Origin of the sequence: Adhaeribacter pallidiroseus, assembly GCF_003340495.1 — a bacterium.
GTDB classification, from domain to species: Bacteria; Bacteroidota; Bacteroidia; order Cytophagales; family Hymenobacteraceae; genus Adhaeribacter; species Adhaeribacter pallidiroseus.
Map to the genome: position 1 here is coordinate 779286 of NZ_QASA01000001.1, position 19270 is coordinate 798555.

Below are 19270 nucleotides of genomic sequence, written 5' to 3' on the forward strand. Positions count from 1 at the left end.
CGCTAAAGATTAGTTTAGCAAAGTAAATTTTAAAACATTCGGGTAATCTTTGTCTCCTTCCGGATTGATCGTAAAGCCGGCTTTGGTAAAAGCTTTAATAGAGGCAATGTTTTCTTTTTGCACTAACCCGCTAATGCTGGATACTTGATGCGCTTCTATTTTAAATTTTAAAATTCCTTCCTGCAACAACAACGTGCCCAATCCTTTTCCGCGGTAATTTTCGTCTACCAGGTAACTAATAATGGTTTCGCGTTGGTGTATATCAAACCGGATCATGCCCACGGGTACTTGGCGGATTTCGGCAATAAAGATAAAACAATTTTTATCGGTAAGCTTGTATCGAAACCAGGTGGTGTGGGTAGTTAAAGGCACAGTTTCCGGGTTTAACGAGAACCGCCGTACCACGGGGTCGTTTATCCAGTGAAATAAAAGCTGCAAATCGCCGGAATTGGTGCGCCGTAAATGTAAGAGATCCCGGTAAAATAACTGGTCCACTACCTGGCAGAGCCGGGCCGGACTTTGCCCATCAAAAAACTGCCGCTGTTTATGTAGTTGCTCGGCAAAGTAAGTAGCGCTTAATCTTGTTTCGGGTAAGAGATTATTTAGCTCATCGAACGGAAGGGCCAACTGTTCTTGCAAAAGGAAATTTTTTAAATTTTCCTGATTTTCGGCCGTTTGAATGAAGTATAAAGGGCCACCTACACTGCACCACTCATAAGCCACCGTACTGGGCGGCAAGATAGCCAGGGAGCAAGCTTGCATGAGCTGGCACATTTGCGCGGCGCTTAGCTGTTGGTGAATGGTTACATTCGTATTGCGGTCCGCCCATTTTGCTAAACTACTCCGGTGGCGGTATGCGCTGCCCACTACTACTTCTATTTTAATTTCTCCGGGGAGTTGCGCGAGATTTTCCAATACCTGAGCGGTAAAATTTTCCGGATCGGCTCCGCCCATGTTCATAAAAACGCGGGAAATTGCGGGTAAAGTTCGAATAGCGGTGGCGGCTTCTAAAAACGGTGGCCGAAGCAGTGCGTACTCCGGGCCAGCGTAAATTTTAGTGTAAGCTTCTTTTGAATAATTATCAGGAGAAATGCCACCGGCCGGATTAATAACGGTATTTGCCACAAAATGCCCGGTATGTAGGTCGTCGATGCAAATAATTTTAAAAAAAGGCCGCAGTATTTGCTGGTAGTCAGTGGTAAACAGATAACCATCCAGGATTACGGCCGAAAACTGGTGGGCATACGTTTCGGTGAGGTATTTTGCTTCCGCTACGTAATCGGTGGTGGCGGGCAATTTAATTAGGGTGCACCCACTTTGTTTAATTTGCTGACTAATGGCTTCGGATGGTTCTTGAATAGCCCAGGAGCACGTGTAAAAAGGGTGCAGCATTTCGGCTAATGCCAAGGTGCGCACCAGGTGCCCTAAACCTATTGTACTGTTGCCATCGGCCCGGAAGAGTATTTGCATCTTAATAATTGAGGATTGGCGGTGCCGGCAAAAATGCGGCAGGCGGCAAAATGTTTTTTGTAAAAGAACGATAGCTTCCGGAATTTCTGCCGTTAAAGGGTAAAAAACTTTTGTCCTGTTTTTATTATTTATTTTTACCCGGGTAGGTTCTTAAGTAGTTGGTCGTTATTAGTTGTTCGTTGTTCGATTATTAGTATCTTAAAAATCAACTACTTAGTCGAACCTGTCCATTTATTTAATTTTGCCCTGTTACTTAAATCTTTTTTTGTTCGATATGCGCGTTTATTTGCGTGAGTTCCGGATGATTTCGCAAAAGGCGGATAAGGTCTTTACTTCCCAGTTGGTCTGCCGCAAAGTTTTCGATTAAAATTTGGATTAATTCAAAATCTTCCGGCGTATCCACGGTTATCCGGAAATTACTGGCATCTTCCGGATACACGATATGTTCCAACGTAGCCTGTTCTTTAATGTAAGGAGTTACGTGTTCTTGTTGAAAACTACCCTGCGCTTTTTTGGCGGCTTCTGCTAATAAACGGAAAGAGAAAATCTCAAAATCCAAACCGCGGGGGTAAGATCGGATCACGGTATTCGATAAATAAACACTTTCACTGTTTATTTTTAAATATTCTTCCACGCCTTGTTTGATTAACTCGCCATCCACCAAGGGGCAATCCGAAGTTACCCGTACAATTACTTCTAAACCGTGGTTTTTGGCTGTTTCGTAAAAGCGCGATAAAACATGGTTTTCATCACCGCGGTACCAACCCAGATTTTCAGTAATGGCAAATTCGGCAATTACGTCATCGGTGGGGTTTACGGTGGTGGCCAAAAAAACCGGGTAACCACTTTGGCGCAGCCGGTCGGTGTGGTATTTTAATAAGGATACATTTTTAACCAGTAACAAAACTTTGCCCGGCAGGCGCGTACTCGTCATGCGGGCTTGCGAAATAATGCCAACTTTTTTCAAGGTACCTACGAAGAATTTTAAAAATTTACAAATTCCAGAACTTTATCAATCACGTACTGCTGCTCCTGGTTGGTTAAGGTAGGAAACATGGGTAAGCTTAAACAATGTTCGTAAAACTTTTCGGCCCGGGGGAAGTCCCCGTATTTCCAGCCCAGTTGCTGATAATAGGGCATGGTGTGCACCGGAATGTAGTGTACCTGCGCGAATATTTGGTGTTGCCGGAGGTAATCGTATAATCCTTTGCGGTCCGGCACCTGAATAATGTACAGGTGGTACGCGTGCCCGCTTTCCTTTAACTCTGGATAATAAGCGGTTGGGTTTAAGATGGAAATGCTCTTTACCGACTGGAAAGCTTCGTTGTAACGGGCGGCTATTTGGCGGCGTATTTTTAAATTGGCGTCGGCCCGGTTTAGTTGCGAAATTCCCAAAGCCGTTAAAATATCCGGAATGCGGTAGTTGTAACCTAAATCCTGCATTTCGTAATACCAACCACCCGGATTGTGTTGCAGCAACTCAGGGTTTTTAGTAATGCCGTGGGTGCGCAACCGCAAAAGTTTTTCGTAGAAATCCCGGTTATTAGTAGTAATCATACCGCCCTCGCCGGTAGCAATGTGCTTTACCGGGTGAAACGAAAATATGGCTAAATCCGCAAACTGGCTGTTTCCGCAATTTTGCTGGGTGCCGCTGCTATCTGTAAAAGAACCGCCCGGCGCGTGGCAGGCATCTTCCAATAACCATAAATTGTATTCATCGGCTAATTGCCGGAATGCTTCCAAGTTAACGGCCAATCCGGCAAAATCAACCGGTATAATGCCAGTAAAAAAATCTTTGGGTTTACTTTCCAGTAAGATTCGAACATGGGCAATGTCCAGTAAACCAGTAGTAGGGTCAATGTCGGCGAACCAAACCGTACCGCCACAGTAACGCAAACAGTTAGCCGAGGCCGCAAACGTAATGGGCGATGTGATAACGTTGCTTTGTTCGTTAACACCCAAAACCATGGCGCATAAGTGCAAGGCGGCCGTTCCGTTGGTTACTGCCAGCGCATAATCACACCCAATGTATTGCGCAAACTTGGTCTCAAATTCTTCAACCTTGGGTCCTTGCGTTAAAAAATCAGATTGTAAGGTTTCGACAACTGCCTGGATATCTTCTGCTGTGATGTTTTGTTTTCCGTAAGGAATAGGCCCCATAGGTTTGGTTGATTAGTTAAAATTTAAAAAAACTAGTGCCGGATCGGTATCTCACCCCGAAATACCAGGTTGCTCCCTAAATACAGGTTAAACACGCAGTCAGGAAGATGTTGGTAGTAAACTGAAAGACGAACCGAATGTTGGCGGCATCTATCAATTTTTAAAAAAACAGCCCCGACCGATTATTAAACCGCAAACGCAGGATCTACGTGTTGCTTTATTTGTTCCCGGATTTGCTCCGGCGTTAACCATTCGGTGTTGGATTCGGAATTGTAACGAAACCCGGGTTCTACTAATTTGCCTTTAAACTTGTCCATAAATTGCTCTAACGACCAGGTAGGCGTGGAGGGCAAAATAACGTAATACTTATCTAGTTCCACGGTATTATAGGAGTCCGATTCGGTAATCATTTCTTCGTGCAGCTTTTCGCCGGGCCGGATACCCACAATATGTTGCGCCGCCGCCGGGGCAATGGCGGTAGCTACATCGGTAATTTTATACGAAGGTATTTTGGGAACAAATATTTCGCCGCCCCAGGCATGTTCCATGGCGTGCAGCACCATCTCTACGCCATCTTCCAACGAAATATTGAAACGGGTCATGTGCGGATGCGTAATGGGCAATACGCCTTCGCGGCGTTTGTCCAGGAAAAAAGGTACCACCGAACCCCGCGAACCAATGACGTTGCCGTAGCGCACCACCGAAAAAACCAGGTTGCGGGAGCCTTTCATGTTATTAGCCGCCACAAACAATTTGTCGGAGCAAAGCTTGGTAGCGCCGTATAAATTAATGGGGGCAGCGGCTTTATCGGTGCTTAAAGCCACTACTTTCTGCACCCCACAATCCAGGGCCGCATTAATTACGTTTTCGGCCCCGAAGATATTGGTTTTAATGCATTCCATCGGGTTATACTCGGCAGCCGGTACTTGTTTTAAAGCGGCAGCGTGCACAATAATGTCAATTCCTTCGCAAGCGCGTTTTAACCGTTCGCCATCCCGGATATCGCCGATAAAGTAACGCATGGCTTTATACTTTTCCGGCGCGAAAATCTGGCTCATTTCAAACTGTTTTAGCTCATCGCGCGAATAAACAACCAGGCGTTTTACCTGGGGCCATTTTTTTAATACCGTTTCCACAAATTTTTTCCCAAAAGAACCCGTGGCGCCAGTTACCAGAATAGCTTTATTATTTAAATCTAATGCCATTTAAAAAATTATTATACTTCTAAAAATTTCTTTTTTCCGGATTATGCAACCCTGAAAAGAAACGTAAAGATACGCGCTTTCTATGAGTTGTTTCGGGAAAAGTGTTTTGTAATAAGTTTCAGGCTTAATTTGTAGTTCAGATCGCAGCTATTCTGTTTTAATTTTCAGGTATGAGTTTCAAAACAATTATTTATAAATTATTCTCATGCATAAACTATTACTATTATCCCACTACTTTAACCCGGGAGACTAAAACAGTTTTGCAGGACAGGTACCGGGTAAGCTTTACCCCAGAAGAGATTGATTTTTTAAAAAAAAGTGCCGCTACCTTTGATTACCATACGGATTATACCGATGGGTACTGGCAAAAGGCGTTATATACTGTGCGTTTAGCTAAGGTTACGTTGCTCGGCAATTCGGGCGCTTTGGTAAAACAAAATAAAGTTATCGCGGAGTCAACCTTTGACGCCGGGCGGCTAGGGATTTCACCGGCTTACCGGAGCCCAGCGGTAATGTGGAACCGCCATAAACCCGGCTTGTACACGTCTGTTTTTCATTTGCCCTGGGCCGAAACCAGTAATTTTCATTGGTTTTACGATTGCTTGCCCCGGGTATATATTTTATTGCAACAGGTAAAAGAACCAGTCAAGCTGATCGTTAACCAAAATTTACCTGCCTTTCAATTAGAAACGCTCCAGTTTGTTATTACAGATTACCCGCATATTACCGTGGTTTACCAACCAAAAACGGCGAAATGGGAAATAGAACATTTTATCTTTCCGGGGTTTGTTACCAATCATAGCAGCGGATTTTTGCCGGCCAGAATAGCTCATTTTCTGCGCGAGAAAATCTGGCAAGGTTACCAAGTGCAACCGCAAAATGCCAAAACCCGGCTTTACATTAGCCGGAGTAAGGCCCGGAAACGAAGAATCTTAAATGAAAATATGTTAACCGAAGAATTAGTTAAACTGGGCTTTATAATCGTACACGCCGAAGACTTGACTTACGCCCAGCAGGTGCAGCTATTTTATAATGCCGCAATAATCGTGGCACCGCATGGGGCTGGCCTAACGAATATTTTGTTCAGTAAACACTGCCGGGTTCTGGAACTACACCCCGCCGATATCATGAAACCGCATTATTTTTTAGCCGCTAAAGCTTTATCTTTTGACTATTTTTATGAAATGGGCAGTAAGGCAGATGCGAACCTGGATTTTACCGTAAATGTTGAGGAAATTTTAAAAAAATACAAGATGCTATTATCTACTTAAAAGTTACCGGCAAGTATTTGTATTTAAAAGTAAATACCCGCCCTTATTGCTCTAGAGAGCCGAAAATCTAAAATTTAAGTTCAGAAGGGAATTTCGACCTTCTTGTTCAGCATTAAATTTTTAATGTGATATCCTGCTTTTGAAAAAATTTAAAATTAACCCGTAATTATCTCGGCCAGCTTGCCCGTTAAAGCCCGGCGGGAATAGCGATGGTAATCCACGATAGGTAAATCCAGGTTTGGGTTTATTTTCCAGTTGTGGGCCATTTGATCCAGATAATCAACCATTTGGGCGTAAGCGGCATAATGAAAAACCCGGCCCGCGCCGCATTCGTCAATAATCCGGTCGGCGTCGCTGTGCAGCGGGCCAATGCATATTATGGGTTTATTAGAAGCCAGGTATTCAAAGAGTTTTCCGGGTAAAATGCAGAAGTTGTTAATAACATCCGGAATCCCCATTAACAAGACCGTGGTGGACATCAGGTACTTGATCGATTCGTGATGCGGCACAAACGCTACCAGTTCGGTAATCGACGCAATGCCGGCGTTGTCTACCTGCTGTCGGACCGTTTCCGAAATTTTGCCCACAAACCGCAGCCGGAACGGGATTTCGGGGTAGCGCGCCACCACTTCGGCCAGCGCTTTTAAAAATAGCTCAATGTTGTAAGTTTCCGAAATAGTACCGGTGTAGGTAATGCAAAAAGTATCTTTCGGTGGATCGGAGAGATAGGTAAAATCTTCTTCGTCGAAGCCATTCGGTAAAACGTGAATCTTGGTCGAATCAATGCGAGCCGATTTAGCTACTAAAAGACGTTTGGTGTCGGCGCTGGTTACCAAAATCGCATCGGCACCTTCAACAACGGCTTTTTCGTAGCGGGCATCAATTTGCTTGGCTAGAGCCGTGTGGTTTAATTCTTTGTAGTAATAAATATCCGTCCAGGGATCGCGTAAATCGGCAATCCACTTTACCTCCGGAAACTGTTTTTTTAAATGTAAGCCAATAAGCTGGGTAGAATGGGGCGGGCTGGTAGTAACAATCGCGGAAAATAACTCCTTTTGCAGTAATTCTTTGGCCGCCTGTACCGCGTATTTGTTCCAACCCACGCGGGCATCCGGAATAAATAAGTTGCCCCGGATAAAATTAAACGCTTTTTGCACCAGGCTTTGGTTATTCTGATTGGCAAAACCGCCGTACGGAATTTCCTTTTTGCCGGTCAGTTTTTTATAAAACTCAAATGGCTCGCTGGTGTTGGTGCGGATGACCCGCACCGAAGCCGGAATATCGGCCGCCAGGGAATGATCCAGCACCGGGTAAGCGCCTTTTTTCTCATCTACGGTAATAACCGTGGGGTTAACCTGAAATTCCGGTAAATGCTTTACAAATTTTAAACAACGCTGCACCCCGGCTCCGCCCGAAGGAGGCCAATAATAAGAAAAAAATAAAACATTGCCCGTGCGGGAAGCTTTTTGGTTTGCCAAGGATCGTTACATCTGAAAGTTAAGCCTAACCGACCTAGTTTGATTATAACTAAAAACCAGGAAATTTAGTAGATCGAATATACGCTGCGCGCGTAAAAATATCAGGTATTTTTGATTTTTCTGCGTATTTTTGTTTACTAAAGGAGATATAACATGTTTGATAATTTAAGTACCAAGTTAGACCGGGCTTTTAAAACGCTGAAAGGCCAGGGCAGTATCACCGAAATTAACGTAGCGCAAACGATTAAAGAAGTCCGGCGGGCTTTGGTGGATGCCGACGTAAATTATAAAGTTGCGAAAACGGTAACCGACAAGATTAAGGATGAAGCCATGGGCCGCGACGTGCTGATTGCCGTTTCGCCGGGCCAGTTAATGGTAAAGATCGTGCACGAAGAGCTTACCGAATTAATGGGCGGCGAAAAGCAGGATATTCAGATTAAAGGCGACCCGGCCATTATCTTAATTGCGGGTTTACAGGGTTCCGGTAAAACCACTTTTACAGGTAAACTGGCCAATTATTTAAAAAAGCAAAACCGCAACGTACTGGTAGCTGCCTGCGACGTGTACCGCCCCGCGGCAGTAGATCAGTTAAAGGTTTTGGCCGGCCAGGTAGGCGTAGAAGCTTATACCGAACCCGATAATAAAAGCCCCTTGCAAATTGCCCAAAACGCCATTGCTTACGCTAAAGCCAATAACAAAAAAGTAGTAATTGTGGATACGGCTGGTCGTTTGGCCGTGGATGAAGCCATGATGCGCGAAATCGCCCAACTGAAAGAAGTGCTGAAGCCCACCGAAACCTTGTTCGTGGTAGACTCCATGACGGGTCAGGACGCGGTAAATACGGCTAAAACGTTTAACGACCGCATTAATTTCGATGGGGTAGTTTTAACCAAGCTCGACGGCGACAGCCGCGGGGGCGCGGCCTTATCCATCCGGGCGGTAGTGGAAAAACCCATTAAGTTTATCAGTACCGGCGAAAAAATGGAAGCCCTGGACTTGTTCTACCCGGACCGGATGGCGCAGCGAATTTTAGGGATGGGCGACGTAATATCCTTGGTAGAGCGGGCGCAGCAAACCTTCGACGAAGATGAAGCGCGTCGCATTAACCAAAAAATCCGGAAAAACCAGTTTAACTTCGACGACTTCTTATCGCAACTGGAACAAATTAAAAAAATGGGCGATATCAAAGACTTGGTGAGCATGATTCCGGGAGTGGGTAAGGCCATGAAAGACGTGGAAATTGATGAAAACGCTTTTAAACCCATCGAAGCCATTATTAAATCCATGACCAAAGAAGAACGGGCCAACCCCGATATGATCAGCGGCAGCCGGCGCAACCGCATTGCCAAAGGCAGCGGCACGAACATTCAGCAGGTAAATAATTTGATGAAGCAGTTCAACGACATGCGCAAAATGATGAAGAACATGAATAAGATGACCGGTAAAGGCGGTGCTTTATCGAAAATGAAAATGTTTAAATAAATGAATTTAAGGTCTGGATTTTAGATATTATTTTAAAAATTTAGCTAAAAAAAAGAGGGCTTCCATTCACGGAAGCCCTCTTTTTTTGTTTCATCTTGCATGAACTAGACACTATAACCTTGTTGAGAGGAATGGTGAAGCACTGCCACCGTAGATGTTTGGAGCCTTTTCAAGCCTCCATTCACGGGTGCTATCGAGCTGGCTAGCTGCAAGTTTTGCCTCGTGGCCGGCAGGCCCCGTTTGACTCTTCCGCACTCGCTAGTCTTCCTTTCCTCGCTCCGCTACGGAATACCGCTATGCGGTACCGGAACCCTAGCAGGTGCTCCACAGCCAAACTGATGTCGTTTACACTTAGCTACCGGTATTACCCTTTTTAGTGTAATAATTAATATTGAATTGATTAAGGTATTTTGTTGATTCTTGTAATTAATGGCAACTAATAAATACGAATTTTCTACTTTGTATTTTATGCTGAGTGCGCCCGAAAAGCCGAAGCTAAGCGCAACTGACATCAGTTTGGCTCAGGAGGGCCTTCTGGGTTCTGCGAACCTTTGGTTGTGGTGCCGAGGCACGAGGCATCTCGACGAAGGAGAGAAACAAGCTTAGACCAGCCCGGAAGAGCCAAACGGGCCCCGCCGGCCACGAGGCAAGCTGGCTACTTCTCACACTAGGTAGCATCAATACATGGAGACTTGAAAAGGCTCCAAACATCTACGCTAGTAGTGCATCACCATTCCTTTTAGTAAGATTATGATAACTAGTCGAACAACTAACAAATACTAGTACACTAACTTATTCGGATTTTTGCCCCATTCCTGAAAAGCTACGTTTGCTTCTTCGGGCAGCAATTGTTCAGTAGGAATTTGCCGATCGGTTTGCGGTTTTTCTAGCTCCTGGTAAATAAAATGATCGTCAAAGCCAATGGCCGCGGCATCCTGTTTCGAATTGCCGTAATAAACCTTCCGGAAACGAGTCCAATAAATGGCGCCCAAACACATGGGGCAGGGTTCGCAGCTGGTGTACAAATCGCAATCCGTTAGCTGAAAGGTTTGTAAAGTAGCGCAAGCTTTTCGGATAGCGTCTACTTCGGCGTGGGCCGTAGGGTCGTTAGACGCTAATACGTTGTTAAAACCGCGAGCAATAATTTTGTTGTTTCGCACGACTACCGCCCCAAAAGGACCACCGTAGCCCGCCTGCATTTTTTCAAGGGAAAGCCGGATAGCTTCCCGCATAAATTCTTGTTTTTTATCTTCTTCCACGGACTATATTGGAGCAGTTTACGACTTTATAACTGGATAATTAATGGTTAAAAATCAAAGAACAACCACCAGATAAAATAAATTAAGAATATGAAAGTAAAAGCGGTAAAAGCACCTACCCGGGCCGAATTCGTCTTTTTTAAGATAACCCCTTATGTGTTAATCCGAAAAGCTCTTTTTCTAACTCTTCGGTGGCTTTATGGTAAATGTCTTTCAACTCTGTTACCTTTTGCGCAAGCAAGTCTGGTTGTATGGGTTTCCTGGGATAGGTTTGCAGTTCTGCTAAAAAAATCTGCAAATCGTTTATACCCATTAGGGCCACACCAGAAGTCATTTTGTGGGTTAATTTTTTTAAATTTTCCCAATCCTGCTTTTGTAAATATAAGATCAGGCTGCTCAAATTAGCGGGAGCTTGCTTTAAAAATAACGAAATCATTTCGGCCATAAACTGGTGATCTCCCCCCGCTAATTCCCGCAAATAATTCAGATTTACCGTTATTTCTTTCATTCGGTTTTATGTAGATGCCGGGTAAGCCGACCTTAATAAAACGATTTTACGCATTTTCTGGATTTTGCCTTTAATTCTTTTTTACCTTAAATAGCCCCGAAGGTTATCCGAAATTTAAAAAATTGATCTTTTAAGCTGATTCTTTAACCAGTTAGCTGATTTTTTGGTTTACGGGTAAACAGCAGTTTAAAAGATATTGTAACTTTTCCATAAATCAAGCTTTATAAAATTTATAAAAAGAGGCACGTATTTGGAATAAAATATATGATTTTTTTAGTTCATAAATTTTTGAACTAACTGAACTTAATAGTACTTTTGCATCGTTAAGTAGATAGATTTAACAGTATAAGAATGGTATTAAGTGAAAAACAGAAGGTGATGGTAGAAAGGGTTGGCATTTCGCACGAGAAAGCCGGCATGCAACCAACGTCTGCCCGCATTATGGGTTTGCTGTACGTAGCTGATAAGCCGGAACTTACATTCGATGAAATTACCGAATGTCTGCAGATTGCTAAAAGTGCTACGAGTAACGCTTTAAACTTGCTTTTGCAAGGAGATCATATTGAATACATAACGTATTTGGGCGATCGGAAACGTTACTTTCGTTTAAAAGTTTCTAACTGGCGCGGGAGTTTTGCCAAGCGAATCGAATCGATGACAAACTTTAATCAAATTTTACGGCAGGTACTAGAGGTGCGTACCCCGCAAACACCAGAATTTAATAGCAATTTAGAAGAGCTAATTGATTTTCTGGATTATGTAAATCAGGAATTGCCCGGATTGTTGCAAAAATGGGAGAGTAAGAAAAAGTGAAAATTTTTTGTACAAAAAGTTCTTTTTTTTCAGAACTAACTAATAATTAAATAACTAAGTAGATTAACGTGAAAAAATTCATTTACCTGGCCGGTTTGTTTTTAATGGTTTTACCACCGGTAATGGCGCAAAATCAAATCAAGGCTAACCAACTTTCCTTGACGGATGCTTTAAAATACGCCTTAGCCAACAACGAAACCATTAAAATTGCGCTTTTGGATGAAAAAAGTGCAGAATACAAAATTAAAGAAACCATTGGCTCCGGCTTACCTCAAATTAGCGGAACCGGAACAGTAACTACTTATCCGGCTTTGGCTACCCAATTATTACCCGGCGAATTGGCCGGTCAGCCGGGTACCTTAATTCCCGTGCAGTTTGGTACCAAGTATAATACGAGTGGTGGCTTGCAGTTACAGCAGCTATTGTTTCGCAAATCGTTTTTTGTAGGCCTGGAAGCGGCGCAAACAACTAAGGATTTATACGCTTTGCGTACGCAAATGAGCGAAGAGGAGGTGATCTACAACGTGAGTTCGGCTTATTTGCAGTTACTGCAAACCAAAGAACAGTTTAGTACGATTGATGCCAATACCAAACGCCTGGCGCAACTGGAGAAAATCTTAAAACTCCAGTACCAAAACGATGTGGCAACCAAAGTGCAGCTAAACCGGGTTACCGTGAGTAAAACCAATCTGGAGAATAGCCGGCAAACTTTAACCGCTGCTTATGATCAGCAAAAAAACGCCTTAAAATTTTTTATGGGTATGCCCATGGATCAGGATTTAGAAATAGCCGAATCTGTGCCGGCACTAGAAGCATCTGTGGCCGTTAATGCCGATCCAAAAACCATTTTATCTGAAAAGATCGATTTTAAATTGCTGAACACCCAAAAATCGCTTTACAAGTTAAACGTGAAGAATATCAATTCAGGCTATGCACCTTCCTTATCGGCCATTGCCAATTATAGCTACAATGCGCAGCGCAACGAGTTTAACTTTTTCGATAGCAATCAACCATGGTTTAAAGCCGTTTCCATTGGGGTGCAGTTAAACGTGCCGATTTTCGACGGCTTCCAGCGGAAAAATCAAATTCGCCAGGCCCAGATAGAAGTAGATAAAGTAGACCAGGACATCAACCAGTTAACCCGGAATACCGAGATGAGTTTGTTAAATGCCCAAACCCAAATGGAAACCAGCTTGTCGTCTATTCAGGCCCAGGAGCGCAACGTAAACCTGGCGCAGGAAGTGTACCGCAATACCAACGAATTATACAAAGAAGGTTTAGCACCGCTCACCGAAGTACTGGATACCGAGTTAAGCTTACGCGAAGCGCAGACCAACTTAAACAACGAACGATTAAAGTACCAACTGGCTCAGTTAACTTATTTACAAGCTAAAGGCGAATTAAAAACATTAATAAAATAGAACTTAAAATTTAAAATGAAAAAGCTGATTTATATCGTAGTGGCGCTGGTACTTATTGGTGCCGTGGCGTTTAAGTTAATTCAAAATAAAAAAGAAATGGCTACGGAGGCCGCGGTAGCCGAAATTAAAAGCGAGGCTATTTCGGTGCAGGTAGCTGAGCCCAAAGTTGGTAAGATTGATAAATCGTTTACGGCCCAAGGTAATTTTCAGCCGGTGCAAACGCTGAGCCTTTTATCGGAAACTACCGGCCAGGTGCAGCGCATCTTAAAACGCAAAGGCGACCGGGTTCGCCGGGGCGAGTTGTTAATTCAGGTAGAAGCCAATACCGCCAACGCTGATTTAGCTACTATTCAGGCGAATTACGAAAAAGCCAAAGCCGATTTAGGTCGTTACGAAAACCTGGCTGCCGGCGAAGCCATTACCAAACGGCAGTTAGAAGATGCCCGGATAGCGGTAACCCAATTTCAGGCACAATTAGTAAATGCCCGGCAACGCGTAAGCAAAACCCGTATTACCGCCCCGATTGATGGTGAAATTAACGAAATGTACGTGGAAGTAGGTTCTTATTTAGGAATGGCTACTAAACTGTACGACATCGTAAACGTGGATCGTTTAAAATTAAACGTGAAAGTAGACGAAGCCCAGGTTTTACTGCTGCGTAAAGGCGATAAAGTGCAGGTGCGGGCCGATGTAAACGCCAACGATACCTTTCCGGGTACCGTTACCGCCATTGCGGCGCAAGCCGATGCTTCTTTAAAATACGACGTGGAAATTGAAGTGAAAAATCAATCACAGAATCTTTTAAGGGCGGGCATGTACGGTACCGCTGCTTTCGCGATTGCCGATACCCGGGACGCGCTATTGATTCCGCGGGAGGCCATTGTGGGTAGCATTCAGGACCCATCGGTGTATGTGGTCGAAAATAATGTGGCGCATTTACGAAAAGTAAAAACCGGCACCATTACCCAAGACCAGGTAGAAATTGCTAACGGCTTAAAAACCGGGGAGAAAGTTGTGCAAAGCGGGCAGATCAACTTGCGCGATGGTTTAAAGGTGAGTATTCTGTAAAACGGGCAACGATCCCAAAGAAACAAGAAATAAAACAAGATGAATATTACGAAATTATCCATACAACGGTCTACTATTGTGGTAGTAGTGTTTACCGTTCTCACCTTACTGGGGGTGGGGGCTTACAAATCGTTGAACTACGAGTTGTTGCCGAAGTTCAGCCCGCCGGTGCTTACCATTACCACCTTGTATCCGGGTGCTTCGCCTTCGGAAGTAGAAAACTCGGTAACCAAGGAAATTGAAGATGCGATTTCTTCGCTGGAGAACGTAGACAATATTAAAAGTACGTCGCAGGAAAGCTTTTCGATTATAGTGGTTAATTTAAAGCAAGGCACCAACGTAGACTTAAGTTTGCAGGACGCCCAGCGGAAAGTAAACGCTATTCTGGGCCGTTTACCCGAAGATGCGGACGCTCCCGCGCTAGGAAAATTCGACTTTGATGACTTACCCATTATTAAAATGGGAGCCACGGCCAATATGCCCGCTACCGAGTTTTTCGATTTAATTGATAATCAAATTAAGCCGCAGTTATCGCGGGCCCAGGGAGTAGCCCAGATTAAAGTATTAGGTGGTCAGGAACGTGAGATTAAGATTAACATGGATGCCAACAAGCTGGAGGCTTACGGTATTTCCACGCTGCAAGTGATGCAAACCATCCGGAATTCTAATTTAGACTTCCCGACGGGTGAAATAAAAGACGCCAATGGCCAGACCCAGATTCGTCTGGCGGGTAAGTTTTCGTCTTTAAACCAACTGCAAAACTTAGTGGTGCGGCAAGATAACCGCGGCATTGTGCGCTTAAGCGATTTAGCCGAAGTACAAGACTCGCAGAAAGATGTGGACGTACTCAACCGTATTAATTCAAAACCTTCGGTGGGTATTACGATCCAGAAGCAATCCGATGCGAACGCGGTAGAAGTAAGTGAGCAAACCCGCGCTACCTTGGCGCAACTCGAAAAAACCTACGCCAACGTAGGCCTGAAATTTAATATTGCTAACGATAGCTCCTTGTTTACCCTGGAAGCGGCTGATTCTGTTATGCACGACTTATTTTTGGCGGTTATTCTGGTGGCGGCTGTCATGTTGTTGTTCTTACATTCTTTGCGCAACGCCATTATTGTAATGGTTTCCATACCGGCATCTTTAGTGGCTACTTTTATCGCGATATACTTGTTTGGTTTCTCGCTCAACCTGATGTCGTTAATGGCGATTTCGTTGGTAGTGGGGATTCTGGTGGATGATGCGATTGTGGTCATTGAAAACATTTACCGCCACATGGAAATGGGTAAAAAGCCCGCCCAGGCGGCTTACGATGGTATCCGCGAGATCAGCGCGACGGTAACTTCTATTACGCTGGTTATTGTGGTGGTGTTTGTGCCGCTGGCGCTTTCTTCTGGGCTGGTATCGGATATCTTGCGGCAGTTTGCCGTGGTAGTGGCGGTAGCAACCATGATCAGTTTGTTTGTGGCTTTTACCTTGATTCCGCTGCTGGCCAGCCGTTTTTCAAAATTAGAGCACGTTTCGAATAAAAACTTGTTCGGCCGGTTTATTCTGGCGTTTGAGCGTTTGCTCGATAATATTATCGACGGCTTTACGGGGGCTTTAAAATGGGCTTTTAACCATAAAATAATTGTGCTGCTTTTAACCGTCGGCGCTTTTATCGGTTCGGTAATGCTGATTCCGGGTGGTTTTATCGGTAGCGAGTTTATCGGGGCCGGGGATCGGGGCGAAGTTAACTTCCAACTGGAATTACCCAAGAACGCCACTGTCGAACAAACGAACCAGGCCACGGCCCAGGTGGAGAAATACCTGCAGAAGTATCCCGAAATTACCCGGGTATTTACGACGGTAGGGGCTACGTCTTCGTCGCAGCAAGGGCAGAGTTCGCCTTATGAATCCGAAGTGTTCGTGGCTTTGGTGCCGGTAGAAAAACGGGATTACAGCACCGAGAAGTTTAGCCGCATCGTGAAAGCCGATATTGAAAGCCAGATTCCGGGGGTGAAAGTTACGCCGGTACCGGTGGGCTTAGTGGGTAGCTCGCAAGCGCCGATTCAGATTGTGTTGTCGGGTCCGAACCTGGATACTTTACTTGCTTTCTCGCAGCGTGTCATGAATCAGGTGGTGCAGGTGCCCGGCACTTCGGATGTGGAAACTTCCGTAGAAGGCGGTAACCCCGAAATTGAGGTAGTGGTGGACCGGGATAAAATGGCTAGTCTGGGCTTAACCCTGGAAAGCGTGGGGGCCGGTATGCAGGTGGCCTTTAGTGGCAATACCGATGCCGAATACCGCGAAGGAACCAACAACTACGACATTAACATCCGGTTAGATGAGTTTGACCGCCGCAACGTAACCGATATTGCCAATTTAGCCTTCGTGAATAATACCGGGCAAACCATTCGTTTAGGACAATTTGCGAATATTAAGCAATCTTCCGGTCCGTCTAAACTGGAGCGCACCGACCGGGTAACTTCGGTTAACGTGAACTCGCAGGTAGTAGGCCGGCCTTCCGGTTCGGTTGGTGCGGAAATTCAGCAACGGCTCGGTGCCATTAAAATGCCGCAGGGCGTGAGCATTGCCTACGAGGGTAACTTAAAAAATCAATCCGAAGGTTTTGGTACCTTAGGAGTAGCTTTACTGGCCTCCATTATCTTTATGTACCTGATTATGGTGGGCTTATACGATAGCTACGTGTATCCGTTTGTGGTATTGTTCTCGATTCCGCTGGCGATTATCGGCGCCTTGTTAGCCTTGGCTTTATCCTCCGAAACCTTGAGTATTTTCTCGATTTTGGGTATTATAATGATGATTGGTCTGGTAGCGAAGAACGCGATTATGGTGGTGGACTTTACGAACAAGCTGAAATCGGAAGGAGTAGCCGTGAAGGAAGCCTTGTTAGAAGCTGTTCGTATTCGTTTCCGGCCGATTTTAATGACTACCCTGGCGATGGTAATTGGTATGTTGCCGATTGCGTTAGCCGGTGGTGCCGTAGCGGCTTCTAAAAACGGTTTAGCCTGGGCTTTGATCGGGGGTTTAAGTAGTTCCATGTTCTTAACCTTAATTGTGGTGCCGATCATTTACTACATCTTCGACCGTATTCTGGCGAAGTTTGGATTAGATAAGACTACCCAAATTGAACTGGAAGAGAAAACTACCGAAGAACTGGAGCAGGAAACCGCTCTGATGGAAGAAAAAAGATTAAGCCACGCTTATTAAAATTTAAAAAATAAATGCGCCTACCCGTTAAGCTTATTGTAAGTGTAGCAGGTAGGCGCAATTTTTAAGTAATTAAAAGTAAGTAACAAGGTAAAATTAATTTAGACTATAGTTTATAGCAAAGCGTTGTAAAGCAGATGATTTATAAATCGAACAACGAACAACAGATAACTACCTACTAACTACGAGTTAAGAAAAGGGAAGAAAATTGAAAGAAAGAATATTAACACGGGCCTTGGAGCTATTTATAAAACAAGGAATTAAAAGCACCTCCATGGACGATATTGCCCAGGATTTAGGAATATCCAAGAAAACCATTTACCGCTGGTTCGAAAATAAAGATCAGCTGGTGCAGGAATTATTGGAATTTTCACTGTGCGCCCCTTGCGAAGTTAATACCCGAAGCGAGGAAAATGCCGTCGAGGAATTTTGTGTTACGTTTAATCACCAAATCCAGAATCTCATTAAATTTCATTCGTCGTTCTTTAACGATTTAAAAAAGTATCATCCTTCGGCGCACCAAATCTGGGCTGGTTTTAAGGAAAACAACATTATTCAACAGTTTAGGGCCAACCTTCAAAAGGGTATTCAAGCCGGACTTTACCAGCAAGATTTAGATCCGGATATTCTGGCCCGGCTGTACATTGGCCAGTTAGAAACTATTTATACTTCCGACTTATTTCCGCCGGAGCAATTTAACCGGTTGCAGGTTTATAAATTTAACCTCCGGCATTTTATTCAAAGTATTGTAACGCCGGCTGGCCAAAAATACCTCCACGAAATTTTGGCGCGCACCTGTTGCGTGTAACAATCTGTAAATTTAATTTAATAGTAGTTACCTTCCGGGGAGAGTAAATCCATTTCAGAAAGGGTTTACTCTTTTTTTGATTAGTAGCGACAGAAAATTTAAAATTTTTAAATTTTGGTGTCCGCGTTAATTTAAAAGAAACCTAGCATTACGGTTTATTCCCGATGGCAATCCCAAACGTAATCCGGGAGTCGTTATTTTTCCGGGTAGCCTCCACCACGCTTTCGTAAGAATTCTCAAAACTGCCTCGCATACTAATCCAGCGGTTAAGCGGTATTTCCAGGGATATAAGCGTGTTCCAGCGCAGGTTCGAAAAATTGTTCAAAGCGGGTTGTACAAAAGTAATGTGCGTAAGGCGCATTCTATCATCTAAAAAAGAATGGCGGCCTTTTAAACGGGTGGAGTTCCGGACGGTGGTTAGCGTAGGCCGTTCTTGAAAATCCGTTGATTCGTAAATAACGGCGTTGGTTAAACTCACATTATGTCGTTCTTTTTGCACCAACCGGAATCCAACTCCGGCCCCCGCTAAGCGGCGCCAATTTATCCGGCGCAAATTGCTGCGTTCAATGGTGCCCAAACCAAATACATACACTTTCTTTTTTTTAAATACATCCACAATTAAATCCACGTAAGTGTCGCGTTCGGCCAAAAGGCGGTTTTGTTTGCCGTAGGTAAAGCGGGGGTTAGTAGAAATGTTAACCGCGGGACCTTGCAAAGTGATTTCGGCTCGTAGAACCAATAAACTACGGTTCACGTTGCCGCGGGTAAAATTGCCATCGCCGATAAACCGGTAACTCAAGCTATCTACTAGGGCAGCCTTGGCGGTAGGTAAGTGGTTAGCAGCAGTACCTAAAAGCGTATCGGGTTGTACCGGAATAACCGGCGAAACAATAGGCTGCTGCGCGTATAATGGCCCGGTAAGCCACATGAAAAGAAAAGCCAGTAGTTGGCAATTAAAGCGAGTAGCAGTAGTAATCATGCGCCAAATTTAAAGTAAAAGCTTGGTTTTGTCTAAATCAATTATAAACTACCAGGAGTAGTAATTCATAATTGTAGTTATTATGTTAAATAAACCTTGTAATACGCCTCGATAGCCAAAATGCACCATTCCAGT

At 44.2% G+C, this 19270-nt stretch carries 16 protein-coding genes; 8 read left to right on the forward strand and 8 right to left on the reverse strand.

The features are described from left to right. Positions 1–9 precede the first annotated feature (9 nt). The 4 genes from pseG to pseB all read right to left on the reverse strand — a co-directional run bounded on the left by pseG (position 10) and on the right by pseB (position 4835). Positions 10–1470 (reverse strand): UDP-2,4-diacetamido-2,4,6-trideoxy-beta-L-altropyranose hydrolase, encoded by a 1461-nt coding sequence (gene pseG / locus AHMF7616_RS02895; protein ID WP_115371518.1) that lies wholly within the window; start codon positions 1468–1470, stop codon positions 10–12. A gap of 253 nt (positions 1471–1723) precedes the next feature. Then, positions 1724–2437, reverse strand: coding sequence for a cytidylyltransferase domain-containing protein (locus AHMF7616_RS02900; RefSeq protein ID WP_233507294.1), 714 nt, complete (start codon positions 2435–2437; stop codon positions 1724–1726). 17 nt (positions 2438–2454) lie between these two features. Next, complete coding sequence (gene pseC / locus AHMF7616_RS02905) at positions 2455–3630, reverse strand: UDP-4-amino-4,6-dideoxy-N-acetyl-beta-L-altrosamine transaminase (RefSeq protein ID WP_115371519.1); 1176 nt, start codon at positions 3628–3630, stop codon at positions 2455–2457. A 185-nt stretch (positions 3631–3815) separates the two neighbouring features. Beyond that, a complete protein-coding gene (gene pseB / locus AHMF7616_RS02910) occupies positions 3816–4835 on the reverse strand; it encodes a UDP-N-acetylglucosamine 4,6-dehydratase (inverting) (protein WP_115371520.1) in 1020 nt (339 codons plus the stop codon). A 170-nt stretch (positions 4836–5005) separates the two neighbouring features. On the opposite strand from pseB, the gene AHMF7616_RS02915 reads away from it, so the two are divergent. Beyond that, entirely contained in the window at positions 5006–6106 is a 1101-nt protein-coding gene (locus tag AHMF7616_RS02915) for a glycosyltransferase family 61 protein (protein ID WP_115371521.1), read from the forward strand. Positions 6107–6261: 155 nt separating this feature from the next. On the opposite strand, the gene AHMF7616_RS02920 is transcribed toward AHMF7616_RS02915, so the two are convergent. Continuing rightward, on the reverse strand, positions 6262–7584 hold the full coding sequence (locus AHMF7616_RS02920) for a glycosyltransferase family 4 protein (RefSeq protein ID WP_233507297.1): 1323 nt from the start codon (positions 7582–7584) through the stop codon (positions 6262–6264). A gap of 153 nt (positions 7585–7737) precedes the next feature. Here AHMF7616_RS02920 and ffh point away from each other — a divergent pair, with 153 nt between their 5' ends. Together ffh and AHMF7616_RS26290 are read left to right on the forward strand one after the other, a co-directional pair. After that, positions 7738–9066, forward strand: a complete 1329-nt coding sequence (gene ffh / locus AHMF7616_RS02925) for a signal recognition particle protein (protein ID WP_115371522.1) — start codon at positions 7738–7740, stop codon at positions 9064–9066. Positions 9067–9495: 429 nt separating this feature from the next. Further along, complete coding sequence (locus tag AHMF7616_RS26290) at positions 9496–9672, forward strand: hypothetical protein (protein WP_158546082.1); 177 nt, start codon at positions 9496–9498, stop codon at positions 9670–9672. 173 nt (positions 9673–9845) lie between these two features. On the opposite strand, the gene AHMF7616_RS02930 is transcribed toward AHMF7616_RS26290, so the two are convergent. After that, positions 9846–10325 carry a nucleoside deaminase gene (locus AHMF7616_RS02930; RefSeq protein WP_262511713.1) on the reverse strand — a complete coding sequence of 160 codons (480 nt, stop codon included), beginning with the start codon at positions 10323–10325 and terminating at the stop codon, positions 9846–9848. 139 nt (positions 10326–10464) lie between these two features. After that, positions 10465–10833, reverse strand: coding sequence for an Hpt domain-containing protein (locus tag AHMF7616_RS02935; RefSeq protein ID WP_115371523.1), 369 nt, complete (start codon positions 10831–10833; stop codon positions 10465–10467). Positions 10834–11211: 378 nt separating this feature from the next. Here AHMF7616_RS02935 and AHMF7616_RS02940 point away from each other — a divergent pair, with 378 nt between their 5' ends. From AHMF7616_RS02940 to AHMF7616_RS02960, 5 genes are all read left to right on the forward strand, one after another. Then, positions 11212–11646 (forward strand): GbsR/MarR family transcriptional regulator, encoded by a 435-nt coding sequence (locus AHMF7616_RS02940; protein WP_233507299.1) that lies wholly within the window; start codon positions 11212–11214, stop codon positions 11644–11646. Positions 11647–11714: 68 nt separating this feature from the next. After that, on the forward strand, positions 11715–13067 hold the full coding sequence (locus AHMF7616_RS02945; protein WP_233507301.1) for a TolC family protein: 1353 nt from the start codon (positions 11715–11717) through the stop codon (positions 13065–13067). Between the two features lie 15 nt (positions 13068–13082). Beyond that, complete coding sequence (locus AHMF7616_RS02950; protein ID WP_115371525.1) at positions 13083–14135, forward strand: efflux RND transporter periplasmic adaptor subunit; 1053 nt, start codon at positions 13083–13085, stop codon at positions 14133–14135. 39 nt (positions 14136–14174) lie between these two features. Beyond that, entirely contained in the window at positions 14175–17348 is a 3174-nt protein-coding gene (locus AHMF7616_RS02955; protein WP_115371526.1) for an efflux RND transporter permease subunit, read from the forward strand. A gap of 208 nt (positions 17349–17556) precedes the next feature. Further along, positions 17557–18156: a TetR/AcrR family transcriptional regulator gene (locus tag AHMF7616_RS02960; RefSeq protein ID WP_115371527.1), complete on the forward strand. Its 600-nt coding sequence runs from the start codon at positions 17557–17559 to the stop codon at positions 18154–18156. Between the two features lie 148 nt (positions 18157–18304). Here AHMF7616_RS02960 and AHMF7616_RS02965 read toward each other — a convergent pair whose 3' ends face one another. Beyond that, the gene (locus AHMF7616_RS02965) at positions 18305–19135 is read right to left on the reverse strand and encodes a DUF481 domain-containing protein (RefSeq protein WP_115371528.1); all 831 of its coding nucleotides are present in this window, start codon (positions 19133–19135) and stop codon (positions 18305–18307) included. Between the last annotated feature and the right edge of the window lie 135 nt (positions 19136–19270).